Origin of the sequence: Terrilactibacillus laevilacticus, assembly GCF_006517395.1 — a bacterium.
Lineage (GTDB): Bacteria > Bacillota > Bacilli > Bacillales > Sporolactobacillaceae > Terrilactibacillus > Terrilactibacillus laevilacticus.
Genome location: NZ_VDCY01000003.1, coordinates 65,018 through 91,501, shown reverse-complemented (window position 1 = coordinate 91,501; position 26,484 = coordinate 65,018). Strand labels below are relative to the sequence as shown.

Sequence of the window (26,484 nt, the reverse complement as noted above, 5' to 3'; positions counted from 1 at the left end):
CGGTGTTTAACTTTTGGAGAAATCACCCAGTGAAACAAGGGTTATTGTAGGAATGTCTGGTGGCGTTGATTCCTCTGTCACTGCACTCTTACTGAAACAACAAGGATACGATGTAGTTGGTATCTTTATGAAAAATTGGGATGATACGGATGAAAATGGGGTATGTACAGCTACTGAAGATTATGAAGATGTAGCCAAAGTAGCGAGTCAACTTGATATTCCGTATTACTCGGTTAACTTCGAAAAAGAGTATTGGGATAAAGTATTTACGTACTTTTTAGATGAATACAAAGCAGGTAGAACGCCAAATCCAGATGTCATGTGTAATAAGGAAATTAAGTTCAAAGCTTTTCTTGACCATGCGATGAACTTAGGTGCAGACTATGTAGCTACAGGACATTATGCGCGAGTTGAACGTACTGAAAATGGTGTAAATATGTTAAGGGGTATTGATCGAAACAAGGATCAAACCTATTTTCTTAATCAATTAACACAAAAACAACTATCAAAAACTCTCTTCCCGTTAGGTGGTTTAACAAAACCTGAAGTTCGAGAAATTGCTAGAGAACATCATCTTGCTACGGCAGGTAAAAAAGATAGTACAGGGATTTGTTTTATTGGCGAACGTAACTTCAAAGAATTTTTGAGCCAATACTTACCGGCACAAAAAGGTGAAATTCGGACCGTTGATGGGGAATACAAAGGCATGCATGATGGTTTAATGTATTACACGAATGGTCAACGTCAAGGTCTTGGTATTGGAGGTCCTGGAGGTCCATGGTTTGTATCGGGCAAGGATTTAAAAAATAATATATTATATGTAGCTGAAGGAATTGACCATCCCTCATTAAAATCAGAAGGGCTGCTAGCCGAACAAATGAACTGGATTAATGGTATTCCAAAAGAGAAGGAATTAAAGTGTACGGCTAAATTTCGTTACAGGCAAGAAGACCATCCTGTACGAGTTATCATGACATCGGATACGGAAGTTAAAGTTATTTTTGATCAACCAGAGTGGGCAATTACACCTGGTCAAGCCGTTGTTTTCTATGATGGGGAAAAATGTCTCGGTGGTGGAACGATTAGTACAGTATTAAATCAAGAAACAAAAGTTAATATTGATTTTGTGAACTCAACAGTCATTTGATTGTTGAGTTTTTTAACACTTTTAGAAAGTAGAAAAATTTAGGTGCAACTAGCATAATCTTCTTCGATTAAGCATCAAGTTGTCGCGAAGGGAAGCCGTAGTGACACATTCTAGCCCTCTGTCTGTACCTTTTGGCCCCGCAATCGGCAAGCTTCCTTTAATTATTCACATATGGTCAGCCTTCGTCATTCAAACGACTTAATATATACACTTTTATCGAATGAATGAAGGTTTAAATTGCCTCGAATTTTTCTTTTAATCGACATCATTTGCAGTAAATTCCATGAAATCTTAACCTCATATTTGTTATACTGAAAAAAGACACTTGAACGGTAAGTTAGGAGGTCCAACGAATGGATGATAAAATATTAGAGGGTTTAGAGTTGATGAAAAACCATCAATTCGAAGAGGCCGCTTCTACATTTAATGATTTTATTGAGAAAAACCCTAAAGACCCGATTGGTTATACTAATTTTGGAAATCTGTTACTTGCGGCAAAACAGCCAGAACAATCTGTGTCCTTTTTTCATAAAGCTTTATTAATAGACGAAAATTATGCATCAGCGGCTTTTGGGTTGGGAAATGCTTTATTTGAATTAGAAAAGTACCGTGAAGCGACCCTCTTGTTCGAACGTGCGAACCAAAATGGGATCCATGAAGGTGATCTCTATTATATGCTAGGTCTTTCATATCATCATATCGATCAGGATGGAAAAGCCCTAGCTGCGTTTTTGCGTGCAATAGAACTTAATCCAAAAGACACGGATGCTAGATTTCAATATGGTCTGCTGCTCGCTCAAATGAATCAACTTGATTTAGCACGGAAGCAATTTGAACAAGTGGTTCATGATGATTCCACTCATTCAGATGCTTACTATAATCTCGGTGTTGTGGCTAATCGAAAGGGACGTCAACTAGAGGCGATGACCTATTTTAAACAAGCTATAGAAAATAATAAAGATCATATGCTTGCAGCATATGGATTGAAACAATTAGAGAATGAGATGAAGAAGGGATAGACGGCTTTTCATGAAGGTAGAAAATAATCATCAACCCGCATTGGATCTATTCTCCGAAGATCAAAAATATATCATCGGTGAGCCGATACGCTTAATCTTTCAAAATAGTGAAAATGGTTACACTGTACTTATTGTTAAAATTATTGAGACAAATGAACCGATTCAGGAAAAAGAGATCGGTGTCGTTGGATATTTTCCGTCTGTCCATCTCTATGAACGCTATCAATTTGTTGGAAAAATAAAGAATCATCCTCGATACGGGAAACAATATGAAATTCAGCATTTCCGAAAATGTCTGCCTCAAACGAAAGCGGGAATCATTCAATATCTATCCAGTGATCTATTTCCAGGGATTGGCACAAAAACGGCAGAAAAGGTCGTCGATACACTCGGTGAAAATACCATATCGATGATTCTGGAAAATCCTGATTGTTTGAGACAAGTGCCTAAATTACCTGAAGATAAAGCGATGTTCATCTATGAAACGTTAATGAAAAATCAAGGACTTGAAAAAATCCTGATTGCTCTTTCCGATTACGGTTTTGGTTCACAACTGGCAATGAAAATCTATCAAGCGTATGGAGATGTCACGTTAGATATTGTCCAGGATAATCCCTATCAACTCATTCAAGACATTGAGGGAATTGGGTTCCAAAGGGCAGATGAATTAGCGAAAAGTCTTGGCATTTCTGGAAATCACCCCTATAGATTACAGGCGGGATGTCTTTACTGGCTGAATGAAAATGCGATGAATGAGGGGCACGTTTTCTTAAATGAGAATGATTTAGTTGACTCAGTTAAAGGATTACTATCAACACAAGGCCATCAAATTGAAGACTCAGATCTGAGGCATGAAATTCGTATTTTAGAAGAAGAAGGTCGACTCGTAATAGAGGATGAAAATACCTATTTACCAGAATTATATTATGCGGAGAAAGGTATTGTATCCAATATAAAACGTCTTTCAGAACAAACCGACTATCAAAATGAATTTTCGGAAGCTGAATTTTTCTCTGCATTAGGTCGCATTGAAGAAAAATTAGGCATGCAATATGCATCTAGCCAAAAGGATGCCATCCAAAAAGCGATTCAATCTCCTATCTTGTTATTAACAGGTGGCCCGGGTACGGGAAAAACAACGGTCATCCAAGGTATTGTCGATACTTATGCAGATTTACATGGCGTTTCTTTAAATCCAAAAGATTACGATGAGGAGAATCCTTTTCCTGTATTATTAGTTGCGCCAACAGGTCGTGCAGCGAAACGAATGAGTGAATCGACGCAATTACCTGCAGTTACGATTCACCGGTTGCTAGGATGGAAAGGTGGATCGGGATATGAGCGAGATGAAAATAACCCTATCCAAGGAAAACTCATTATTGTCGACGAAATGTCCATGGTTGATATCTGGCTTGCTAATCAATTGTTAAAATCATTGCCAGATAAAATTCAACTTGTCATCGTTGGAGACGAAGATCAGTTGCCATCAGTCGGACCCGGTCAAGTTTTAAAGGATTTATTAAAATCAGGAGCCATTCCAATTGTTCGATTAACCGATATTTATCGTCAATCTGAAGGATCTTCCATCATCGATCTTGCGCATACCATTAAACAAGGACATGTTCCAAAAGATATAGGAAAACAAAGGGAGGACAGAAGCTTTTTCTCATGTCCACCATCTCAAATCGTGAATGCCATTCGTCAAGTTTGTGAGAGTGCGATTAAAAAAGGATATACGACTAAGGATATCCAAGTTTTAGCGCCAATGTATCGGGGAAATGCGGGTATTGAAGCCATTAATGAGTCACTCCAAGAATTATTTAATCCTCCTTCTGAACAAAAGCGAACGCTTCAATTTGGGGACCGACTATTTCGTATCGGTGATAAAGTGCTTCAACTTGTAAATAATCCGGATGATCAAGTTTTTAATGGTGATATTGGTGAGATTGTCGCTATTTTCACAGCGAAGGAAACAACTGATCATGAAGAAACTGTTGTCGTTTCGTTTGATGGTATTGAGGTTTCGTATTTAAAACGAGATCTTGGTCAATTGACACTTGCCTATTGTTGTTCAATTCATAAATCACAAGGTAGTGAGTTTCCAATCGTCATTCTTCCTGTTGTTAAAAGTTATCGGCGCATGTTGAAAAGGAATTTACTTTACACGGCAGTCACGCGAAGTAAAGAATTTTTAATCCTTTGCGGAGATATCGAGGCTTTTACGTATGCCATCGAAAAGCGAACCAATGAGAATAGAAACTCACATCTGGCTGATAAATTAAAAGAAAGATTAAACGTGTCAAATGACACTGACATCGTCATTAAGGAAGACGATGACCTACCTTTTCCTATAGAAGAAGATGATATTCCATTTCCACTTCCTGATGAAAATAGGAATGAATCATCATCATCCAAAATAGAAGACATTGAATCTTCCGTTTTATCTGCTGAAGTAAAATCAAAACATGTATAAATTTAAGTAAATTGGACATCCTGTGATTACTATCGTCGTACCGTTAGATAAAGTGAAACTTCCACCAGTGGGGGGGTTCATCATCCTCCGCTGATAGAAAGTTTGAACCAATCGGACCTTTACGGGCAGTTGATCTCCCACCTATCTTCTTTGACTACTCATAATCTTGAGGTGGGGTCTTACTGCCCGTTAAGGCGGGATAAAGAGGTGGATCGCAAGATGAAATGTCCAAACTGTTCAAGTTCTAATCTTGGGAAAATAGGCATGAACCAATATTACTGCTGGAATTGTTTTATAGAACTAACACTGATCGGAGGAAATCTATCACTCAACCAAGTCGAGGAAGATGGATCACTTACCACACTTGACGATTTGTTTGATGAGAATCAATTGAAAGCAGAGAATAATGGTTTTTAAATAAAGGGAATAACATAGTATGGAAAAAAATCGGTGTGTGAACACCGATTTTTTTGCTTGCCCATCGTTTGTGTCTTTAATTTAAGTGCGTGTTCAAAAAGGTGACAAATTAGAAGCAAGAAGATCAAGGCGGCGCTGTTTTGAGGACCGGCATTCCACATGATGTGGTAGCTTCAACGTTGCTCACAGGACGTGAGCGATTTTAGTTGAAGATCCTCTTGTATCCACTACATGAGGACCGGAAAAACGAGCGGGCGCCGAGATTCGTAGCTTATCATTTGGTGCCTTTTTGAACAACCTCTTTAAAGGATGTTAATTGATCGCATCACTCGGAGTAAAACATCATCTTCTTTTTTAAGAAGTGGAAGCTATCCTCCGTACATGAGTGGAAACTTATTTTTGTTTTGTACATATAAAGGCGTCTTTTGGCAAAAATAAACTATGGAGGGGATCAACTATGGTAAAATGGTCATCGCTAGAATGGCTCAAACGTCTCGCTATTTTACTCTTTATATTTTTAAATTGCTATGTATTTTATCGTTTAATACCGTTTCTATCCGATATTTTTCACTTTATAACTAAAATACTTTTTCCATTTGTCGTAGCCGCCCTAATTAGTTATTTATTGCACCCCATTGTTAAATTACTACATAGGAATGGTATACCAAAGACCGTGGCGATTCTTTTAATATATGTGGTTTTTTTTGGTTTAGTAGGTCTTGGATTATACAAAGGATTTCCAATATTAATTAAAGAATTAAGGGGATATGATTACGAATTATCCCAATACGGAACGATGTACCATCATCAAGTGGATCACGTCTATGACTCAACGCCAGAAGCTGTTCATCATCATGTTAATCATTTTGTGGCTAACCTCGAACATGAGCTAGATGGTTTTGTTAAAAGAGCGTTATCGGCATTATCTTGGTTTTTTCATTCATTTCTTACGTTATTGATTATACCTTTTTTATCCTTCTATTTTCTAAAAGATATTGAACAGATTGGTAAAGTATGTAAGGAGCTTTTGCCTGAACGATTGGCTCATTCTTCAAAAAAAATACTGTTTGAAATTGACGATTCCTTAGGAAAATATATTCGAGGACAACTTTATGTTTGTGCGATACTTGCATTGATTGCGTTCTTTGGTCTATGGATTTTAAAAATACCGTATCCAATGGTTTTTGGAGCATTTGTTGGTATAACCGATATCATTCCGTATTTTGGCCCATTAATAGGCGCTATTCCAGTTGTCTTTATGGCTACAATGATTTCAGTTAAGAAAGTGATCTTTGTTTTACTATTAATCGGTATCATTCAGTTATTAGAAGGGAATGTGATTGAACCTCTCGTCGTGGGGAAGAGTGTTGAAGTTCATCCGTTACTGATTGTGCTTTCGCTAATTATTGGCGGAGAAATAGGTGGAGTTGTTGGAATGTTGTTTGCAGTTCCAGCTTTCATTGTTCTTCGTGTCATAATTAAAAGTTACAGGCAAACGAGAGCGTTGACAAAATAAATTCGACTCACCTATAATATCGTTTGGATACTCTTGTTGAATTATGATAGAATGGCACTATATGTAGAGAATGAATGAGTATATCATAGATAGAAATGTTGTCAAACAAAAGTTCGTTACTGTCAAAAAGAGGAACCAAAAAATTCTCTGTTTGTTGAAAACATTTAAGGTGATAAGGCGTAAGCGAATGCTTTCGTCCCTTCATTGGAGAACGGGATGAAGGCTTTTTTACTATTATTCCTTGATGATAAAAATATGGAGACTGACCCCGCGTCATGTAGTGTTAAATAGGTTTTGGAGGTATTTTAAATGAAACATTTTAGTTCGGCAAAAATTAGACAAATGTATCTCGATTTTTTTAAACAAAAAGGTCATAAAGTTGAACCGAGTGCATCTTTGATTCCTGTAAATGATCCATCCCTACTTTGGATTAATAGCGGTGTTGCAACATTAAAAAAGTATTTTGATGGGACCGTTATACCTGAAAATCCGAGAATCGTCAATGCTCAAAAAGCGATTAGAACAAATGACATTGAAAATGTTGGGAAAACGGCAAGACATCATACGTTTTTCGAGATGCTTGGAAACTTTTCTATTGGTGATTATTTCCGTGAAGAAGCTATTGCATGGGCTTGGGAATTATTAACTTCAGATCAGTGGTTCAGCATGCCAAAAGACAAATTATTTGTTACGGTCTATCCTGAGGACAAAGATTCGTATAATTGTTGGATTAAACTTGGCGTTTCACCAGATCATATTATTCTATTGGATGATAATTTTTGGGAAATCGGAGAAGGCCCTTCTGGACCTGACACAGAAATCTTTTTCGACCGTGGAACAGCCTATGATCCAGAAAATTTAGGGATCAGACTGTTACAAGAAGATATAGAAAATGATCGCTATATTGAAATCTGGAATATTGTATTGTCTCAATTTAATGCGATCCCATCCCTTCCAAGAAATGAATACCCTGAATTACCTAAAAAGAATATTGATACAGGAATGGGATTCGAACGTATGGTATGTGTTCTTCAAGAGGCCGATACCAACTATGATAGTGATTTATTCATGCCCATCATTCATGAAGTTGAACGTCTGTCGAAAACAAAATATCGCACTGGAAATAAAGCGGATGACATGGCCTTCAAAGTTATTGCTGACCATATTCGAACCGTGACATTTGCCATTAGTGATGGGGCGCTCCCGTCTAATGAAGGAAGAGGATATGTACTTCGACGGTTACTCAGAAGAGCTGTGCGATATGCCCTTCAGTTGAATATTAAGGATCCGTTTATGTACAAGTTAGTCCCAATCGTTGGTCGTATTATGAAATCATTCTACCCTGAAGTCGAAAAAAATGCCGAGTTCATTCAAAAAGTGGTACGTACTGAAGAGGAACGTTTCCATGAAACCCTTACTGAAGGTATAACTATTTTAGAAGGTATGATTGATACAGCAAAAGAAAATAACGAAACAAAGCTTTCTGGAAAAAATATCTTTCGTTTATATGATACCTTTGGATTTCCTGTCGAGCTTACGGAAGAATATGCTAGAGAAAAAGGCCTAGAGGTGGATCATGAAGGATTTGAAAAAGAAATGGCCCAACAAAGATCTCGCGCCAGAGAAGCTAGACAAGATCAAGGGTCTATGCATGTCCAAAGTGAACTTCTTGGGTCAATTAATGTACCTAGCCAGTTTGTAGGATATGATCATTTGACTACCTCTTCGACATTAAATGTTCTTATTCAAGGCGATCAGAAAGTAGACTCAGCGGAACAAGGTGAAGAAATTCTCACTTTCTTCGATCAAACACCGTTTTATGCAGAAAGTGGTGGTCAAGTTGCGGATCAAGGTCAATTTGTCAATGATTCAGCAATATTAGAAGTTAAATCTGTGCACAAAGCACCGAATGGTCAAAATATGCATACGCTCCTTGTGAAACAAGGTTCTGTTCACACTGGGGATGTTTTTAAGGCTGTCGTTGACAGGAAAAAACGTTTAAATACAGAAAAAAACCATACATCAACACATTTGCTTCATCAAGCATTGAAAGATACCTTAGGAACTCATGTGAATCAAGCGGGGTCTCTTGTGACACCTGACCGACTTCGTTTTGACTTCTCTCATTTTGGACAAATTACTGAAGAAGAATTACAAACGATTGAACGAATCGTTAATGAAAAAATTTGGGATCAACTTCAGGTTAACATTTCTGAGAAACCGATTGAAGAAGCTAAGGCAATGGGGGCAATGGCTCTCTTCGGGGAAAAATATGGAGACATTGTCCGAGTCGTACAAGTAGGGGATTACAGCTTAGAACTATGTGGAGGCTGTCATGTTACAAATACAGCCTTCATCGGTCAATTTAAGATCGTGTCCGAAAGCGGCATTGGTGCAGGGACTAGAAGAATTGAAGCTGTAACAGGACAAGCAGCCTATGAATTTGTAAATAAGGAGATTTACACGCTTGATGAAGGTGCTAAGCTCTTGAAAACGAATCGGGAGCATGTTCCAGATAGAATCACACTTCTTCAGAGACAAATGAAAGAGCTGGAAAAAGAAAATAATGCATTATCAGCAAAAATCAGTCAATCTCAAGCTGGTGATTTAATTCATTCTGTCACAGAGCAAGATGGTATTCCATATCTTGCTAAGCAAGTGTCGGTTTCAGATATGAACCAACTTAGAACGATGGTGGATCAACTAAAAAACAAATTACAATCGGGTATTATCCTGCTTGCTGCAAGCCACGAAGGTAAAGTTAGTCTTGTATGTGGCGTATCCAAAGATCTAATCGAAAAAGGTTTCCATGCTGGTAAAATTATAAAAGAAGCAGCTTCCCGTTGCGGTGGTGGCGGAGGAGGTCGTCCTGATATGGCACAAGCAGGCGGTAAAAACCCGGATAAAATACAAGAAGCTTTAAATAGTGTCTCAGAATCCATTAAGGACGCGGCCAAAATCAAGTAATAGTTTCTAATCATTGTGGTGAAAACCATCTAATGATAAAAACATGATTGGGTACGGTAGGATTAATAAAAATTGTTTCACCTGGGGGATGATGAATTGGACAAAACCATGAAGTTCAATTTTAATGAAGAAGATAAACATGATGCGCGTGAAGTATTATTTCAAGTGTACAATGCCCTTCAAGAAAAAGGATACAATCCAATTAATCAAATTGTAGGTTATTTACTTTCCGGTGATCCAGCCTATATCCCAAGGCATAAAGATGCAAGAAAACTTATACGTTTGATTGAAAGAGATGAGATTATAGAGGAACTGGTTACAGCGTATCTTAATGAAAAACGAGAGGACTAAGATATATCAATGAGAACGATGGGTCTTGATTTCGGCAGTAAGACCATAGGTGTAGCGATTAGCGATGCTCTTGGTTTTACAGCTCAAGGAATTGAAACAATACATTATGAACAACATAATAAACACGTCATTGACGAAAGATTAACGAGTTTAATCAAAACGTATGAAGTCAACAAGGTGGTTGTTGGATTACCAAAAAATATGAATGGAACGATTGGCCCCACTGGTGAAGCATGTCAAACTTTTGCAGAACGAATCAGAAAAAAATACCACTTACCAGTTGAGCTTTGGGATGAACGTTTAACGACAATGGCGGCTGAGCGAATGCTAATAACAGCAGACGTGAGTCGAAAAAAAAGAAAAAAAGTAATTGACAAAATGGCGGCGGTCTTGATTCTGCAAAGTTATCTTGATCGGCATGGCATGAAAGGATGAATAACAATGCATGAACACCATAATCACGAACATGGACACGAAGAAGAACTAGAAAGAATTATAATTCCAGACCCAGACACAGGAGAAGACCATCTTTTTGATATTCTTTTTACGTTTGACGTAAATGAAACGAATAAATCATATATGGTTGTTACACCTTCTGAAGCAGCAGATGATGAAGATGATGAACAAGAAGTTTTTGGTTTTAGGTATGAAGAGAAAGATGATGATTTTAAACTATTTCCAATAGAAACTGACGCTGAATGGGAAATGGTCGAAGAAATGATTAATACATTCTCTGAATAGAGCGAAGAGGATCATACGGGGAGCATGATCATGACAAAGCCCCATTATAATCCTTCTTGTGCAAATTTAACGTTAGGGGAAGGCATCCTTGTGTAGCTCACAGGAGCCTTTTCTCTTGGTTTAATTTTTTATACATCTATTCGTTACCTTGTATGGCTGAAAGGAGTTCAAGTTTTGTCGAATGCCGATCAAAATTCAAAAAATCGATATCGTAAAAAGTTTATTATCATTCTTTCGTGTTTCTTTGTTATTGCAGTCCTTCTCGGATCAGGAATGGCCTATTTTTATCATTCAATGAAACCTGTGCAAGTATCGAATAAAAAGGAAAAATTAATTACCATCCCACCCGGGGCAACAACACAAGACATTGGTAAAATCCTAGAAAAAGAAGGTCTTATTCGTCATGCGTGGTTATTCAAGTATTATGTGAAATATGAACATGTGAACGGTTTTATTGCAGGCTCTTATTTTCTGTCACCTTCTATGACATCTAGACAAATCATTTCAGATATCCACCAAGGGAGGCAAAAATATAAACACGTTCTGGTTATACCTGAAGGTTTGTGGTTAAAAGATATCGCACCTAGAATTGCTCAAGTTACAGGTGAAAGCAGCAAACATATTCTTCGTTTAATGAGTGATAAAAGGTATATTAAGACACATTATATGACGAAGTATCCATTTTTATCACAAGATATTCTACGAAAGGGGATTAAATATCCACTTGAAGGATACCTATTTCCTGCGACTTATCGGTTTCAGAAAGACAAAGTCACACTCGATGATGTCATTAATAAAATGCTGTCAGCATCAAAGACTGTTTATGAACCATACATAGACCAAATTAAGAAAAGCGATCTAGGTTCCTTGCATAAAGCCTTAACTCTTGCATCAGTCGTCGAAGCAGAAGCAGGAGATTATAAAGCGCAGCAACAAATTTCTAGTGTTTTTGAAAATCGAATTAAAAAAAATATGCACTTACAAAGTGATGTAACAGTAGCATATGCATACCAAGATCACCTGAATCGAGTGTTTTATCATCAATTAGAAATAGAGTCTCCTTATAACACGTATCACATTAAAGGTCTTCCTATTGGTCCTATCAATAATCCGGGTGAAAAATCATTAAAGGCTGTTCTAAATCCAATAAATACAAAGGCGTTGTTCTTTTATGCTAGACCGAATGGCCAAATTCTATTTGCAAACTCTTACAAGGATCATGAAGCTATAGTTAACAAGTACAAACATGAATGGGAATCTCAATAAGGTGAAATTTCAATCAGAGGGTATATGGTTTATCTGCCCTTTTAAGCGGGATAAATTAACCATTATGCCTGAAAGGGGCGAGTGAAAACTGGATTATGAAGTGCTATCAAGCTACATTGCCTCCTTTGTACCAGGCGATGATGTAGCTATTGAAAGAATTGAGAAAGAGGCAAGAGAGCGTGGCATCCCCATTATGCAGCGTGAATCCATGGCTTTTTTACAACAATTGATTCGTTGGTTAGGGCCAAAACGTATTTTGGAAATTGGTACTGCGGTAGGTTTCTCAGCCATTAAAATGCATTTATCTAATAGAGAGCCTATTATTTACACGATTGAGCGAGATGAGGCGATGTACCAAGAAGCTTGTGAAAATGTGAAGAATTTAAAACTTGAAGAAGCTATACACCCTATTTTTGGTGATGCAGTTGAACTATTCAGTGAAATAAAAAATAACGGACCTTTCGATTTAATTTTTATTGATGCTGCAAAAGTTCAGTACCAAAAGTTTTTTGATTTATATTCCCCACTTTTAGCTGATGGGGGGACCATCGTTTCCGATAATATCTTATTTCATGGTCTTGTGATTGAGCCTGACAACTTGGAAAATAGACGTGCAAAACGGCTTGGGCGAAAGATGGATCAATTTAATCAATGGTTAAGCAAACAGGATGAGTATTCAACTGTTTTTCTTACATTGGGAGATGGACTTGCAATTAGTACAAAAAAGAGCGGCAAAGAGTTTAAAGTTAAAGCTTAATTAGAAAGGAAGGACGGAATGGATAGAAAGCCGATTATTATAGGTGTTGCTGGAGGATCTGGTTCAGGTAAAACAACCGTAGCAAGGGAGATATGCCGAAGCTTTCCTAAGCAATCCGTCGCTGTTCTGGAACAGGATGCTTATTATAAAGCACAGGATGAAAAATCTATGGAGGAACGTCTTCTAACCAACTATGATCATCCATTTGCCTTCGATAATGACCTCCTTATTGAACATATTCAGAAGCTCCTTCAATTCAAGTCCATTGAAAAGCCAGTATATGACTATACAGTACACACAAGATCTGATAAAATTATTCCTGTCGAACCAAAAGATGTCATCATTTTGGAGGGCTTTCTCATTCTTGAAGATGAGAGACTCCGTAACTTAATGGATATCAAGGTTTTTGTTGATACGGATTCCGATTTACGGATCATCAGACGAATACTTCGTGATACGGAGGAGCGTGGGCGGACATTACAATCGGTTATTAACCAATATTTAAATGTCGTTAGACCGATGCATCTTCAATTTGTTGAGCCAACCAAACGTTATGCGGATATCATCATTCCAGAAGGTGGCCAAAACTTGGTTGCGATTGACTTAATGGTGACCAAAATAAGATCTGTGCTTGAATCAGTTGATTCCTTTTCATAAAGGATTTACACTAAATAGACATTCAATATTCAATTAAGAGGTTCATTTAAACAAACTTAACGATAACTGTGTTATTTAGAAGATTGAGAGGGGATTTCATTATGGCTGAAAAAAAAATGCACTATATGACAGCTGAAGGTAAAGCAAAACTTGAACAGGAATTAGAACATTTAATCACCGAAAAAAGAAAAGAAGTTGTTGAAAGAATTAAAATCGCTCGTAGTTTTGGTGATCTCTCAGAGAACTCTGAATATGATGCGGCAAAAGATGAACAAGCCTTTGTTGAATCACGTATTGCACAACTTGAACAAATGATTCGCGATTCGGTTATTATTGAAGATGATGAATCAACAGATGTTGTGAAGATAGGTAAATCAGTTACATTTAAAGAATTACCTGATGGGGATGAAGAAACATACACGATCGTTGGTAGTGCTGAATCTGATCCTTTTGAAGGTAAAATTTCTAATGATTCACCAATGGCGAAAAGTTTAATTGGACTTTCTGTCGGTGAAGAAGTGAGCGTTTCAACTCCTGGTGGCGACATTCGTGTGAAAATTGTTTCAGTCAAATAAAGTCAAACTTCCATAAGTAGGGGTTTTTCGACGCACAGGATGTGCTAGTGCAGGCGTTACGACAGGACGTCGCGTTTTTAGCCTACGTTATCCCCCACTGATGGAAAGCTTGAACCAATCGGACCTTTACAGGCAGTTGATCAGTCGAGTAAAGTCTTGCTCTGCACGAATGAGCTAGAAATGAACTTTTCCATTATCACTTATTAATAAAGAAGATCCGTTAACATTGAATGACGAAAGAAGGTCATTCAGTCTAAACGGATCTTTTCTATTTAGTATAGTTGTCGAATCGTCCCATAAGAGTTTAGCCTCTGTATGAAAAATTAAATGAATTTAGTCACCACAAAGCATCATAACATTGGAAATTGGCTCAGGGTTGTTTGATAGTAATTTTCTTTATCATCTGTTATTAGAAATTCATAGATGATTTTCTCAGCGACTTCTGTGAAAGTCTTTGTTGACCCATCGAAAAATAAAACCTTTAATTGCATCGTTTTCCGATCATAACCAATGGTATCGAAGCTCGTCAATTCGGAAAGTGCTCGATTAAAAGTGGTATAATTCATAACCATTTCCCTCCCTGTACATAACATATTATAGATCATATGCTTTATTTCCTGCTATATGCCAAAAAAAGTGTTTATTAGACAATAATTTTATATTTTTCTATTTAATCGCTATAATAAGAAGTTGTTCAAAAAGTCACCAAATGATAAGCTGCGAATCTCGGCGTTAGCTTGTTTTTCCGGTCCTCATGTAGTAAAAACCTACATTCCGGTCCTCAAAACAGCGCCGCCTTGATCTTCTTGCTTCTAATTTGTCACCTTTTTGAACACGTACTTTAAGAAGTTGTTCAAAAAGTCACCAAATGATAAGCTGCGAATCTCGACGCCCTCTTGTTTTTCATGTCCTCATGTAGTGGATACAAGAGAATCGCTGGCTAAAATCGCTCACGCTGGCGCCTGAAGCTACCACATCATGTGGAATGCCGGTCCTAAGGAACTGCGCCGTTCTTATTCTTAGCCTTCCGACGCCCAGGACGGGCTAGTTCTGGCGTTTCTTGCAGGATGCCAGCGTACTTAGCCAGTAACCCTTCTAATTGTCACTTTTTTAACCACGCGCTATAATAAAGAGATGTAAAAACTTGAATGTAGTGAACTCATTTGCATATATTAAGAGTATTAGTTATGGTCAATTTAGAATTAAAAGAATTTTTCTATGTTAGGCGGTCATGATTCTCTCTAATGAGACGAAAAACTTATAAGTATTTCATCGATAGTTAATCATCGATCAAAAGGATTACTTTATTTCATTAATATTCTAAACTATTAATCTTAAGTCTGTACCCTTATGAAGTGGTACAATAAGATTATTACGATTCAAGGAGGACATCGTTTATGAGAACGGACAAGTCTCCATCGCGTTCTTCTAGACATAAAAGAACGTCTGATCGAGCATTAAAATGGTCGATTTCCATTGTTTCAATCTTAATTCTTGCTGTAGGTTGTATATTCGTAGCCATGTTATTAAAAACATCAAGTGAAGAAGCTGCACCTACACACCAACAAGTGAATGATAAACACATTAGCTCTAATAATAAAGATACAAAAAATGACTCATCAAGTAAAAATGATGACAATCGAGTATCAAATAATCCAGATGAAAGTACAATAAATAGTTCAGACACCACCAATGAAGAATCAAATGAAGAAACAAATGATAAATCTTCAGAAGAACATGTAACATCATACGATGAAGGGACGGCGGACTGGAATGCTCAGATTAAAGCCATGTCAGAGGCTACTGGAATACCTGAATCAAATATGACAGTATACTGGCTTGGTAATGGAGGAGGTCCAAATAGTTCACTTGGTCGAGTGGCACCTAAAGATGCCCCAAGTCAAAAATATGTTGTACACCTTGAGTATAAAAAAGGAAAATGGGAAGCTGAGAGTGTAAAAAAACCTTCTGAATAATCGAAAAAGATGCCTTTTTTTGAGGGCATCTTTATTTATATTAAGTCTTAATTTATTTTGAAGGGGTGATCAGGATATTTTTGAATCTATTCTTTATCCAATCCAGGAAAAGTCACATGGACTTTGAAAAAGGATATTTTATCAATGTCGATAAATCCTACAACTTGATGTTAGGTGGATGTAACCATATAATGAATGAATCATAGTAATATAATAATCATAGAAAGAGGTTTGTAATGAAAATAGGACTTATTGGAGCAATGGAAGAAGAAATTGAAATACTAAAACAAAAACTTGAAAATCGGATGGAAAAAGAGATATTAGGTAACAAACGATATACAGGCCAGATCGGACCTTTTGATATTGTATTATTACAATCAGGTATCGGCAAGGTAAACGCAGCCATTGGTACAACATTACTTATACACGAAGAGAAGCCAGATTACATTATTAATACGGGTTCAGCGGGCGGTTTTAATCAGACACTAAACGTTGGCGATGTTGTGATATCATCAGAAGTTCGTTATCATGATGCTGATGCAACAGTCTTCGGTTATGAATATGGGCAGATACCTCAAATGCCACCCAGCTTTGAACCTCATCCTTTTCTTGTATCGATAGCAGAGAAAGCAGCTAAGCACAATCACACCATTCAAGCTATAAAGGGATTAATCGCAACTGGAGATTCATTCATGTCTGACGGAGAACGCGTAGACTTTATAAAATCCAAATTTCCATCGATTCAAGCTTGTGAGATGGAAGCGGCAGCCATTGCACAGGTTTGTTACCAGTTTCATGTTCCTTTTGTTATTATTCGATCCCTTTCAGATATTGCAGGAAAAGATGCTAATATCTCGTTTGATCAATATTTAGTAACTGCAGCTAAACATTCAGCAGAATTAATATTATCTATGTTAGAGGAGTTGAAAGAACATGCCTAAAAAAATGAATGTAGAAAGCTTCAATTTAGATCATACAAAAGTTAAAGCGCCTTATGTCAGGCTTGTTGGAGTGACTCAAGGTGAACATGGGGATAAGATCTATAAGTACGATGTTCGCTTTTGCCAACCTAACAAAGAGCACATGGATATGCCAGGACTTCATTCACTTGAACATTTAATGGCGGAGTTTATTCGTAATCATATTGATAATATATTCGATGTGGGTCCAATGGGATGTCAAACAGGATTCTATGTTTCAATTCTCAATAATGATAGTTATGAAGCTATCCTTCAAGCTTTAGAGAAAACGTTAAATGACGTTCTAACAGCTACAGAGGTACCTGCTTGTAATGAAATTCAATGCGGTTGGGCTGCGAGCCATAGTTTAGAAGGAGCACAAGCCATTGCAAAAAAAATGCTTGAACATAAATCTGAGTGGACGGAAGTGTTCGCTTAAAAAAGTAGGATGAGGGAAAATGACAGTCTATCATCGTGTACATGAGCTGATTGGACATACGCCGTTGCTAAAAATAACGGCGTTTCCACTTCCAAAAGATGTTCATATTTACGCGAAACTTGAAATGTTTAACCCCGGTGGTAGTATTAAAGATCGTCTTGGTTTGGCATTTATAAATGATGCTATAAAGAATGGTAAAGTACAGCCTGGAGGTACAATAATCGAACCTACGGCTGGAAATACAGGTATCGGTATTGCGCTAGCCGCCATCGGTCAAGGTCTTCACGTTATCTTCTGTGTTCCAGAGAAATTTAGTGTTGAAAAGCAAGAACTTATGCAAGCTCTTGGTGCAAAAATTGTTCATACTCCGACCTCAGAAGGCATGCAAGGTGCCATTAACAAAGTAAATGAATTATTGAAAGATATACCTAATTCTTATTCTCCGCAGCAATTCTCTAATTTTGCCAATCCAAAAGCCTATTACGATACTTTAGGTCCAGAGTTATGGAATGATCTAAATGGAAAAATAAATATTTTTATAGCTGGTGGTGGAACCGGGGGTACATTCATGGGTGTAGCAGAATATCTTAAAGAGAGAAATCCAAGCATTAAGACGATGATCGTCGAACCAGAAGGGTCTATATTGAATGGCGGACCAAAAGGTAGCCACCGAACAGAAGGCATTGGAATGGAATTTATACCCCCATATCTTAAAACCAACTATTTCGATAAAATTTATACGATTAAAGATGATGAAGCATTCAAACGTGTACAGGATTTAGCTAATAAAGAGGGATTGCTCGTGGGAAGTTCATCAGGTGCTGCATTTCATGCTGCTTTGAAAGAAGCACAAGTGTCTCCTAAAGGAACAAACATTGTCACTGTTTTTCCAGACTCAAGTGAACGTTATTTAAGTCAAAATATTTATCGAGGAGAAAAATAAAATGAGACCTAAAACGAAAATGATTCATGCAGGAATTACAGGAGATAAATTAACTGGGGCTGTATCCGTACCTATCTATCAAGTGAGCACATATGAACAAGAAGCAGTTGGAAGGCATAAAGGCTATGAGTATTCTCGTACACAAAATCCCACACGTTTTGCTTTAGAAACTTTAATAAAAGACCTTGAAGGTGGCAGTGCGGGTTATGCTTTTGCATCTGGAATGGCAGCCATAAGTGCCGTAATGATGCTTTTTAAGAGTGGCGACCATATTATTTTAACGGATGATGTTTATGGAGGAACCTATAGGGTGATCTCAAAAGTATTTAGTCAATTCGGCATCGATGCAACATTTGTTAATACAAGTGATAGAAAAGCCATTATTTCAGCCATTCAGGTAAATACGAAGGCCATTTATCTTGAAACACCGACGAATCCGTTACTAAAAATTACAGATATAAAAGCAGTCTCTAATCTCGCTCATGAACGAGATTTACTGTTAATTGTAGACAATACATTTAGTACACCATACTGGCAGCAACCGCTAGTTCACGGAGCAGATATTGTTGTTCATAGTGCGACTAAATACCTTGGAGGCCATAGTGACGTTGTTGCAGGATTAGTCGTTGTCAATTCAGAGAAACTTGCACAGGATCTTCATTTTATTCAAAATTCAGTTGGAGGCATCTTAGGTCCTCAAGATGCCTGGCTCCTTATTCGAGGTATCAAAACACTTGGCATTCGAATGGAAGCCATTGAAGCGAATGCAAAAAAATTGGCCACATACCTTGACCAACATCCACGAGTGAGTAAAGTGTATTATCCAGGTTTGGAAAATCATATAGGTCACGATATACAGACTAAACAGGCCCAGGGGTATGGAGGTATGATCAGTTTCGATGTTGGATCCGAGGAGCATGTTAATCATGTATTAAAACGACTTAAATATTTCACATTAGCTGAAAGTCTTGGTGCAGTTGAAAGTTTAATTTCAGTTCCAGCAAAAATGACTCATGCTTCTATTCCAAAAAATATTCGCCATAAACTCGGAATAACTGATGGTCTCATCCGGATATCAGTCGGCATTGAAGATGGGGATGATTTAATTGAAGATCTCTCCAAAGCACTTGATTAAAATTTAAAAGCAATCCTTCCTTCAAATGAAGGAAGGATTAAACTTAAATTGTTTTTGGTTTCCGAACAAAACACATAATAGCCGCAATCAAAAATAAGATTCCAACCAATAGCCCAATACCAACAGACAAGATGACTGTAATAAGAGCGGCGATAATAAGTAGTGTTCCTGCCAATTTTGGTTTTTTATTACCTTTAATAAAGAAAATAGCAACAAGTGCGATAATAAACCCAAGAATACCTGATAGAATTAATGAAGTACCTAGCATGTGTACAGCTTGAACCATATCGTCAGCTGTAATGGATGCATTGTTTGTCGCATTACTCTGTTTGATCAGGTCTTGTAATTCTTGTGTGTTTTTAAGTGTTTTAGCAAAAATACCAAAAATAAAGATCATAAGGGCGATAATCATGCCCAGTATCGTTAGCGTCAATTCACCTGTTCTCTTGATCATATTATAACCTCCTTTATAGTGCGTGTTCAAAATGGTGACAAATGAAAAGGGTTACTGGCTAAGTAAGCTGGCATCCTGCCAGAACGCCAGTACTAGCCCGTCCTGGGCGTCTAGGCAGAGCGGCACAAGTTTTTCTTAGGACTGACATTCCTCGCGTTGTGGTAGCTTCGGCGCCAGCAACAGGACGTAAACGTTTGTAGCTTGCGATCCTCTTGTATTCGCTACATGAGGACTGGAAGAATAAGCGGGCGCCGAGATTCGTAAGTTATCATTTGGTGACTTTTTGAACAACCTCTTATAAAATGACCTTATAACTATTCATATGTTATGTATGCAAATTATTGAACTTCAATCTCATGTTACCATGATTCTAAAAAGTTTGGAACACAAGCTAGTAACATTTACTAGTTTTAACCTTTTCAAAATCATGTTAAAGTAGGTCTGGAGGGATAGAGATATGAATATAGAGCGTCGAAATTTAGAATTAAAAGTATTAGATTACCAACGTCTAAGTTTTATCTTTACCTTTCTCAGTGCATTTTTATATTCGGGAACTGTTATCCCATTTGAAGGGAAGACCGAAGGTAAAGTTGAAATATTAATGGTTAGCAGTCTAGTCGGCATTATATTGGCCCTTTTCACATATTGGCGTATGAGAGTCGCTAAAAATAAATTAAATGAAATCTAAAAGCACTTACTTTACTGCTAGAGAGTAAGTGCTTTTTGCACTTTAAGAAAGTATAAAAATTTAAGGGTACAAAGTATGAGTGCGGGCTTAGGCCGCTGTCTGCGCCTTATCGGCTCCTAAGTAGGCAAGTTTCTTTAGTCTATAACCAAACATGATGTTATTAGAAAGCAGGTTTCAGAAAAAAATGGGAAAAATCGATTTATGGGCTTTACATTCGAAAATGACAAAGGTATACTTTAATTGAAAGATCACTAATTCATCTAAAGGAGGTAATGAAAATGTTATTAAATAATGTAAACAGAATGTCTATACTTTTAGCAACTGAATATCATTTTTCATTGACCACCTCGCGGATGGCTATTGTTTGTGATCAAACTGAACGGTAACCAACAGTCATTTAACTGTTAAATAAAAGCCGCAGGTCGCGTAGTACGCCTGCGGTCTTTTTACGCCTTTTTTAATAAAAGACGATCAATGAGGTTGTACTTCTCGTTGATCGTTTTTTTCTTACCCGAGTATATAAAGTGGAGTAGCCCTAGCCGGCCTTCCTTTTATATAAATATATAAATCTTCATAAAAGGAGCGGACATAACTATGGACCCAATTGTAACAAGACTATCGACTAAAGTAAAAAAAGGTAAACAATCATTCTTGTAACAAATTAATAAGAAGGAAGGGGATTTCGTTGTATAAAATCCAGCTATTTGCGATCACCCTCACGGTAACAGTGAATAAACAAAAGACTGATCTAACGAAGAAGTATCATCATGACCAACGTGTCAAACAGTTAAAAGAAGAAATGCTTCAAAAACGTTTAAAACAAATGCCACATATTTAATTTGACCGTCATTCTATCGAGATAAAAAGGAGGAAATCATGAAATGATGAAATTAAACGAACTAAACAAAGGGATGAAACCTTGGTTTGTAGAGGATACACATTTTTTATGACTAAATCAAAGTAAAGAAGGGAGGGATCGGTATGTTTAAACTTCACTTATTTATCGTTACCCTTACCATTTCTATAAAGCACCGTAACGCTGTAGAACGATATCAAGATGAGAAAAGAATGAAAGAATTGAAAGAAGAGGTTCTTCAGAAACAATTGAGAAATGGGTTCCAAAATTTTTATTAAAAATTTTTTTGGATGGTCGTTGATCTAACTTTTTGGCTTATATCATCATAATAGAAACGGTTAAATAATTAATTGTCTATAGGTTATCATGCATGAGCTGAAAAAGGTTATGACGAAACGTCATCCATAAAAGTAACCATATAAAAAAGTCTTGTTGTGCTTCATATAAAAGTACAGTAAGACTTTTTTTATTTACACTCATCTTTAAGTGTGTGTTCAACCTCTTTAAGTCATAATGACATGACCTTATTTAACGTCCTAAAAATGGTTTTAATGAATGACAAGCCAAATATATGAAAAACGAATAAAAAATAGGGATTGCTTGAAAATTAGGTTCAAGCCAATCCCGGATTTCTTATGTTTTTGATCTTTTATGTGGTTGACGATAGAATTCATTAAATAGCTTCATCAACGCTCTTTTCTCGATACGTGAAACATAACTCCTTGAAATATTTAATTTTTTAGCAATTTCGCGTTGGGTAAGTTCATCTTGGTGGTCAAGACCAAATCTAGCAATCACAACTTCTTTTTCTCTTTCATCTAAAATATGAAGATATTCATATACTTTTTTCTTTTCCATATTGAGCGTGATTTCATCCACAATATCTTTATTTTGAGATTTTAGGATATCAATGAGCGAAATCTCATTACCCTCTTTATCCTGTCCAATTGGATCATTTAAAGAAACGTCTTTTCTTGTTTTCTTTAAACCTCGAAGATGCATAAGTATCTCATTTTCAATACAACGAGCAGCGTAAGTCGCAAGTTTTGTGCCTTTACCAGAAGAATAACTTTCGATCGCTTTGATCAAGCCAATAGTGCCAATGGAGATGAGATCTTCGCTATCTTCCTTTGTATTCTCAAATTTCTTAACAATATGAGCAACAAGACGAAGATTATGTTCAATAAGCTTATTTCTTGCCTCTGGGTCCCCATGTGCCATTCTTTCAAGGCACTCTCTTTCCTCCTGTTCAGAAAGAGGATGAGGAAAGGCATTATTCTTTACATAAGAAACAAACAACCAAAATTCTTTAAATAAGTACACTATACCTCCAAACAAGGATAGCATGTTCTCCCCCCTTTTCTGGGCTTAGGCACTTCTCTTTAATAATATGTGTCTGAGGGGCTGTACGGTGTCTGTCCAAGTGAATTTTTATCAACAAAGTTCTATCAAATAGAGGGAGAAAAATAGAATGGAAATAGAATGAACATGTCTGGTGATATAACCCTGTTCCTGGGCAAACTAGGTCAAATCATTAACGATTGAATGGTTTTTTAATCTCATTTAATACATTAGCCCAGTCACTTAAGAGGATGATTCATATATTAAATATGTAGTTAGAAATAAAACTTAAGGAGCTGATATCATGGGTTATGGAGCTGGCGGATATGGAGCAGGCTTCGCGTTAATCGTTGTCTTGTTTATCCTCTTAATTATTGTTGGTGCAGCATACGTTTATTAATATTTACGATGTAAATAGGTTGAAGAAGGCCTTTCATTTAGAAAGGCCTTCTTCATCTTCCCACAAAAATATAAGTTATCCTAGGTTCAAGACAAGCGCAATTACATGGTTTGGTTTCTGACTAAATAACTTTCTTTCAGTTAATGAATTTAACTTTCTGTTCAATTGAGCGTCTATGGATTTCTTGTTCAATAAGCTTTATAAATTCTACACTAAGTTCAAGTTCAATGGCTTTCCAATAAGATTCAATAAGGAGATCATCTGATAATTTTTCCATACATATGCTGGTTTCCAGCCGCACCTCCTTTTAATTTCACTCCAAAAAAGTTTAAAAGGTTAAAAAGTTAAAGAGTCAGCCTGTCTGTGGTGTCTTGCAAGAGTTAGGCTTTCTTTTTATTATTTATCACTCTTTGACTTTATCACGAAATAGTTTATGGAACAACCGTTCTGATATCCACAGGAAAAGTGGATATCATGTGATTATTTTGTTGATAAGTTGCTAAAAAGAATGAAATATGACTAAATGATATGTGAATAAAGTTATCCACAAAAAAAGTTGTGTCTAAATTTGTCGAACGATTTTTGTTCTAAAGGATATAAAAGAGTATAAAGGTGTGTTCAAAAAGATGACAAATGAAAAGGGTTACTGGCTAAGTACGCTGGCATCCTGCAAGAAACGCCAGTACTAGCCCATCCTGGGCGTCGGGAGGCAAAGAGCGGCACAGCTCCTTAATACCGTCATTCCTCGCTTTCTGGTAGTTTCAGGCGCCAGCGTGAGCGATTTTAGCTAGAGGACCTTTGTATCCGCTACATGAGAACCGGAAAAACAAGCGGGCGCCGAGGTTCGCAGCTTATCATTTGGTGACTTTTTGAACAACCTTTATAAGAGATGCCTTGAATCAGAGATCCCATTCATAGTGTATTTTTTTCCTGTTGTACAAATTGTCTCTAAAATGTATTCATCTCATCACTTTTATCAAATAATCATTGAAAAATTACTCGAAATTCGTCATAATATAGATTTATGAAACCATATTAATAGTAAAATCCTAAAGGAGAGATATACAACATGAAAAAGACAATGGTTTTTGCAATAATCATGATGCTTCTTGTATTAAGTGCTTGTGGTCAATCAAATACAGATGCAACAAAAAAGAAAACATTAACAATGGGGACGAGTGCAGATTATCCACCATTTGAATTTGTTAATTCAAAGGAAGGTGAAAATGGCGTTCAAGGCTTTGATGTTGATGTTGCTAAATATATAACGAAACAACTTGGTTACAAATTAGAAATTAAAAATATGGATTTCGACGGGCTTATCGCCTCTTTAAATACAAATCGTACAGACTTTGTCATTTCAGGAATGACACCGAATGAAAAACGTAAAAAAGTGGTCGACTTTTCAGTCCCTTATTACAGCACAAAACAAGTTGTACTCACAACGAAAAATAATAATATAAAAACAATTGAGGATTTGAAAGGAAAAACAGTTGGTGTTCAACTAGGCTCAGTACAACAAAAAATAGCTGACGAAATCAATAAAAAAACAAAGATTGAGCAAAAACAATTGAATAAATTAAATGAGCTTGTTGAGTTATTAAAATCAAATCGTGTCAACGCCGTTCTATCAGAAAATACGGTAGCGAGAGGTTATGTAGTTAATAATCCCAACTTAGTAGAATTCGATGTACCTTTTGAAGCTCCAAGTGATGTAGCGATTGCATTTCCAAAAGACAGCAAACTAAGGGCAAAATTTGATAAAGAAATCAAAAAAATGAAAGAAAATGGAAAAATGGCTGAACTTGAGAAAAAATGGTTTGAGAACAATAAATAATGAATGGTTTTTAATAGAAAGGATGTAGGTTTTGGGCATATTTAGTGGGTTTTCATTAATTGCCTCCTCTATCCCATACATCATCAATGGTGTATGGACAACCTTGGAGATTGCCCTTGTTTCAGCAATAATAGGGTTTGTCCTTGGGGTTATTTTGTCTTTGTTCAAAATTGGAAATATAAAAATTTTAGCTTGGATGTCTGATTTTTACACGTCCATTTTCAGAGGAACACCGTTAATTTTACAGTTAACGCTTGTTTATTTTGCGACGCCTCAGCTTATAGGCTATGATATTTCAGCTTTCTTAGCTGCTATCATAACATTTGGTTTTAACTCTGGAGCTTATATGTCTGAAATCATCCGATCTGGAATTAATGCAGTAGACAAAGGTCAATTTGAAGCAGCTGGGGCACTAGGGGTTCCATATTGGTCAATGATGAAGGATATCATCTTACCTCAAGCTATTAAGAAAATCCTTCCCGCTATGATGAATGAATTTATTACACTCACCAAGGAATCGGCGATTGTTTCAACCATTGGCGTACTCGATCTCATGCGTCGTGCTCAAGTTGTTGCTGCAGAAAATAGTCTCTATTTCCCGCCACTCATCGTTTCGTTCGCCATATACTATGTGCTTGTTATGATTCTAACCATACTGGGACGTCTCTTTGAGAGGAGGATGAGCAGAAGTGATTAAGGTTGATCATTTATATAAATCCTTTGGTAATAATGAAGTTTTATCAGATATTTCATTAGAAATAAATAAAGGCGATGTTGTGGCTATTATTGGTCCTTCTGGTTCTGGGAAATCAACGCTCTTAAGATGTATTAACTTATTAGAAGTCCCATCAAAAGGAAAAATTTATATTGATAATGATGATATCACAACATTAAATCAACGGAATGTCATAAAAATCCGGGAAAAAGTGGGTATGGTCTTTCAACACTTTCATTTATTCCCTCATAAAACCGCGATAGATAATTTGACGTATGCACCGATAAAAGTAAAGCAGAATTCAAAAGATGAAGCTCATAGAAAAGCGATTGAATTACTTAAACGAGTTGGGTTATCTGATAAAGCCGATAGTTATCCAAGTCGTCTATCAGGTGGACAAAAACAACGTGTGGCGATTGCGAGAGCGTTAGCCATGGATCCACAGTATTTACTTTTTGACGAACCTACCTCTGCGCTTGATCCAGAAATGGTTAAAGAAGTGCTTGATGTTATGATGTCATTAGCTAAACAGGGCATGACGATGGCTGTGGTCACTCACGAAATGGGATTTGCAAAAATGGTTGCAGATAAAGTGATCTTCATGGATCATGGTCAAATTCTCGAAGTTGCTCCACCAAATGAATTTTTTAGTCATCCAGAAACTGATCGAGCAAAAGAATTTTTAGAGAAGGTATTGTAGAGGTTGATTTTCTTATCAACCTCTTTTTACATAACAATATGAACTTAGAACACATGCTATAATTTCCAAATAGTCAAACGAGAGATGAAATAAGTAACTCCTTTGTTAAAAGTTTCACTTCATTCTATAGGGTGAATATATATCTATAATTTGTC

29 protein-coding genes are annotated in these 26,484 nt (G+C 36.8%); 25 read left to right on the top strand and 4 right to left on the bottom strand.

Annotated features, from left to right (window positions below; all coding sequences use genetic code 11):
- Positions 1-13 precede the first annotated feature (13 nt).
- From mnmA to greA, 13 genes are all read left to right on the top strand, one after another.
- Positions 14-1,147: a tRNA 2-thiouridine(34) synthase MnmA gene (mnmA, locus tag FG390_RS05370; RefSeq protein ID WP_141190015.1), complete on the top strand. Its 1,134-nt coding sequence runs from the start codon at positions 14-16 to the stop codon at positions 1,145-1,147.
- A gap of 353 nt (positions 1,148-1,500) precedes the next feature.
- Positions 1,501-2,166 (top strand): tetratricopeptide repeat protein, encoded by a 666-nt coding sequence (locus FG390_RS05365; protein ID WP_141190014.1) that lies wholly within the window; start codon positions 1,501-1,503, stop codon positions 2,164-2,166.
- Between the two features lie 10 nt (positions 2,167-2,176).
- Complete coding sequence (gene recD2 / locus FG390_RS05360; RefSeq protein ID WP_141190013.1) at positions 2,177-4,639, top strand: SF1B family DNA helicase RecD2; 2,463 nt, start codon at positions 2,177-2,179, stop codon at positions 4,637-4,639.
- A 219-nt stretch (positions 4,640-4,858) separates the two neighbouring features.
- The gene (locus FG390_RS05355; RefSeq protein WP_141190012.1) at positions 4,859-5,056 is read left to right on the top strand and encodes a YrzR-like zinc ribbon domain; all 198 of its coding nucleotides are present in this window, start codon (positions 4,859-4,861) and stop codon (positions 5,054-5,056) included.
- A 457-nt stretch (positions 5,057-5,513) separates the two neighbouring features.
- The gene (locus FG390_RS05350; protein WP_141190011.1) at positions 5,514-6,572 is read left to right on the top strand and encodes an AI-2E family transporter; all 1,059 of its coding nucleotides are present in this window, start codon (positions 5,514-5,516) and stop codon (positions 6,570-6,572) included.
- A gap of 309 nt (positions 6,573-6,881) precedes the next feature.
- Positions 6,882-9,539 carry an alanine--tRNA ligase gene (alaS, locus tag FG390_RS05345; RefSeq protein WP_141190010.1) on the top strand — a complete coding sequence of 886 codons (2,658 nt, stop codon included), beginning with the start codon at positions 6,882-6,884 and terminating at the stop codon, positions 9,537-9,539.
- Between the two features lie 108 nt (positions 9,540-9,647).
- A complete protein-coding gene (locus tag FG390_RS05340) occupies positions 9,648-9,890 on the top strand; it encodes an IreB family regulatory phosphoprotein (protein WP_141190210.1) in 243 nt (80 codons plus the stop codon).
- Between the two features lie 9 nt (positions 9,891-9,899).
- Positions 9,900-10,325, top strand: a complete 426-nt coding sequence (ruvX, locus tag FG390_RS05335) for a Holliday junction resolvase RuvX (protein ID WP_141190009.1) — start codon at positions 9,900-9,902, stop codon at positions 10,323-10,325.
- 6 nt (positions 10,326-10,331) lie between these two features.
- The gene (locus tag FG390_RS05330) at positions 10,332-10,631 is read left to right on the top strand and encodes a DUF1292 domain-containing protein (protein WP_141190008.1); all 300 of its coding nucleotides are present in this window, start codon (positions 10,332-10,334) and stop codon (positions 10,629-10,631) included.
- A gap of 174 nt (positions 10,632-10,805) precedes the next feature.
- On the top strand, positions 10,806-11,897 hold the full coding sequence (mltG, locus tag FG390_RS05325; protein WP_181406387.1) for an endolytic transglycosylase MltG: 1,092 nt from the start codon (positions 10,806-10,808) through the stop codon (positions 11,895-11,897).
- Positions 11,898-11,997: 100 nt separating this feature from the next.
- The gene (locus FG390_RS05320) at positions 11,998-12,654 is read left to right on the top strand and encodes an O-methyltransferase (RefSeq protein WP_181406386.1); all 657 of its coding nucleotides are present in this window, start codon (positions 11,998-12,000) and stop codon (positions 12,652-12,654) included.
- Positions 12,655-12,672: 18 nt separating this feature from the next.
- Positions 12,673-13,311: a uridine kinase gene (udk, locus tag FG390_RS05315; RefSeq protein ID WP_141190005.1), complete on the top strand. Its 639-nt coding sequence runs from the start codon at positions 12,673-12,675 to the stop codon at positions 13,309-13,311.
- A gap of 101 nt (positions 13,312-13,412) precedes the next feature.
- Positions 13,413-13,886 (top strand): transcription elongation factor GreA, encoded by a 474-nt coding sequence (gene greA, locus FG390_RS05310; RefSeq protein ID WP_141190004.1) that lies wholly within the window; start codon positions 13,413-13,415, stop codon positions 13,884-13,886.
- Positions 13,887-14,236: 350 nt separating this feature from the next.
- Here greA and FG390_RS05305 read toward each other — a convergent pair whose 3' ends face one another.
- Positions 14,237-14,452 (bottom strand): KTSC domain-containing protein, encoded by a 216-nt coding sequence (locus FG390_RS05305; RefSeq protein WP_181406385.1) that lies wholly within the window; start codon positions 14,450-14,452, stop codon positions 14,237-14,239.
- Positions 14,453-15,283: 831 nt separating this feature from the next.
- Between FG390_RS05305 and FG390_RS05300 the strand changes: the two genes are divergently transcribed.
- From FG390_RS05300 to FG390_RS05280, 5 genes are all read left to right on the top strand, one after another.
- The gene (locus FG390_RS05300; RefSeq protein WP_141190002.1) at positions 15,284-15,862 is read left to right on the top strand and encodes a YrrS family protein; all 579 of its coding nucleotides are present in this window, start codon (positions 15,284-15,286) and stop codon (positions 15,860-15,862) included.
- A 236-nt stretch (positions 15,863-16,098) separates the two neighbouring features.
- A complete protein-coding gene (gene mtnN / locus FG390_RS05295) occupies positions 16,099-16,803 on the top strand; it encodes a 5'-methylthioadenosine/S-adenosylhomocysteine nucleosidase (RefSeq protein WP_141190001.1) in 705 nt (234 codons plus the stop codon).
- Positions 16,796-17,260, top strand: a complete 465-nt coding sequence (locus tag FG390_RS05290) for an S-ribosylhomocysteine lyase (RefSeq protein WP_141190000.1) — start codon at positions 16,796-16,798, stop codon at positions 17,258-17,260. The genes mtnN and FG390_RS05290 overlap by 8 nt, the downstream gene beginning before the upstream one ends.
- A 19-nt stretch (positions 17,261-17,279) precedes the next feature.
- The gene (locus tag FG390_RS05285) at positions 17,280-18,203 is read left to right on the top strand and encodes a PLP-dependent cysteine synthase family protein (protein WP_141189999.1); all 924 of its coding nucleotides are present in this window, start codon (positions 17,280-17,282) and stop codon (positions 18,201-18,203) included.
- 1 nt (position 18,204) lies between these two features.
- Positions 18,205-19,338 (top strand): bifunctional cystathionine gamma-lyase/homocysteine desulfhydrase, encoded by a 1,134-nt coding sequence (locus FG390_RS05280; protein ID WP_141189998.1) that lies wholly within the window; start codon positions 18,205-18,207, stop codon positions 19,336-19,338.
- 43 nt (positions 19,339-19,381) lie between these two features.
- Here the strand turns inward: FG390_RS05280 and FG390_RS05275 are convergent, their stop codons facing one another.
- Entirely contained in the window at positions 19,382-19,792 is a 411-nt protein-coding gene (locus FG390_RS05275) for a DUF4064 domain-containing protein (protein WP_141189997.1), read from the bottom strand.
- 457 nt (positions 19,793-20,249) lie between these two features.
- On the opposite strand from FG390_RS05275, the gene FG390_RS05270 reads away from it, so the two are divergent.
- The 3 genes from FG390_RS05270 (at position 20,250) to FG390_RS15725 (ending at position 21,614) form a co-directional block, all read left to right on the top strand.
- The gene (locus tag FG390_RS05270) at positions 20,250-20,480 is read left to right on the top strand and encodes a YrhC family protein (RefSeq protein WP_141189996.1); all 231 of its coding nucleotides are present in this window, start codon (positions 20,250-20,252) and stop codon (positions 20,478-20,480) included.
- Positions 20,481-21,165: 685 nt separating this feature from the next.
- A complete protein-coding gene (locus tag FG390_RS05265) occupies positions 21,166-21,318 on the top strand; it encodes a YrzI family small protein (RefSeq protein WP_181406384.1) in 153 nt (50 codons plus the stop codon).
- A gap of 143 nt (positions 21,319-21,461) precedes the next feature.
- Positions 21,462-21,614 (top strand): hypothetical protein, encoded by a 153-nt coding sequence (locus tag FG390_RS15725; RefSeq protein ID WP_181406383.1) that lies wholly within the window; start codon positions 21,462-21,464, stop codon positions 21,612-21,614.
- A gap of 355 nt (positions 21,615-21,969) precedes the next feature.
- On the opposite strand, the gene sigK is transcribed toward FG390_RS15725, so the two are convergent.
- Positions 21,970-22,683, bottom strand: a complete 714-nt coding sequence (gene sigK / locus FG390_RS05260) for an RNA polymerase sporulation sigma factor SigK (protein ID WP_141189994.1) — start codon at positions 22,681-22,683, stop codon at positions 21,970-21,972.
- Between the two features lie 298 nt (positions 22,684-22,981).
- On the opposite strand from sigK, the gene FG390_RS05255 reads away from it, so the two are divergent.
- Positions 22,982-23,077 carry a YjcZ family sporulation protein gene (locus tag FG390_RS05255; protein WP_141189993.1) on the top strand — a complete coding sequence of 32 codons (96 nt, stop codon included), beginning with the start codon at positions 22,982-22,984 and terminating at the stop codon, positions 23,075-23,077.
- A gap of 136 nt (positions 23,078-23,213) precedes the next feature.
- Here the strand turns inward: FG390_RS05255 and FG390_RS05250 are convergent, their stop codons facing one another.
- Positions 23,214-23,354: a sporulation histidine kinase inhibitor Sda gene (locus FG390_RS05250; RefSeq protein WP_141189992.1), complete on the bottom strand. Its 141-nt coding sequence runs from the start codon at positions 23,352-23,354 to the stop codon at positions 23,214-23,216.
- A gap of 792 nt (positions 23,355-24,146) precedes the next feature.
- Between FG390_RS05250 and FG390_RS05245 the strand changes: the two genes are divergently transcribed.
- The 3 genes from FG390_RS05245 to FG390_RS05235 are packed head-to-tail and all read left to right on the top strand — an operon-like array spanning position 24,147 to position 26,329.
- A complete protein-coding gene (locus FG390_RS05245) occupies positions 24,147-24,914 on the top strand; it encodes a transporter substrate-binding domain-containing protein (RefSeq protein ID WP_141189991.1) in 768 nt (255 codons plus the stop codon).
- Positions 24,915-24,945: 31 nt separating this feature from the next.
- Positions 24,946-25,611, top strand: a complete 666-nt coding sequence (locus FG390_RS05240) for an amino acid ABC transporter permease (protein ID WP_373681529.1) — start codon at positions 24,946-24,948, stop codon at positions 25,609-25,611.
- Positions 25,604-26,329 (top strand): amino acid ABC transporter ATP-binding protein, encoded by a 726-nt coding sequence (locus tag FG390_RS05235; protein WP_141189990.1) that lies wholly within the window; start codon positions 25,604-25,606, stop codon positions 26,327-26,329. The genes FG390_RS05240 and FG390_RS05235 overlap by 8 nt, the downstream gene beginning before the upstream one ends.
- Positions 26,330-26,484 lie beyond the last annotated feature (155 nt).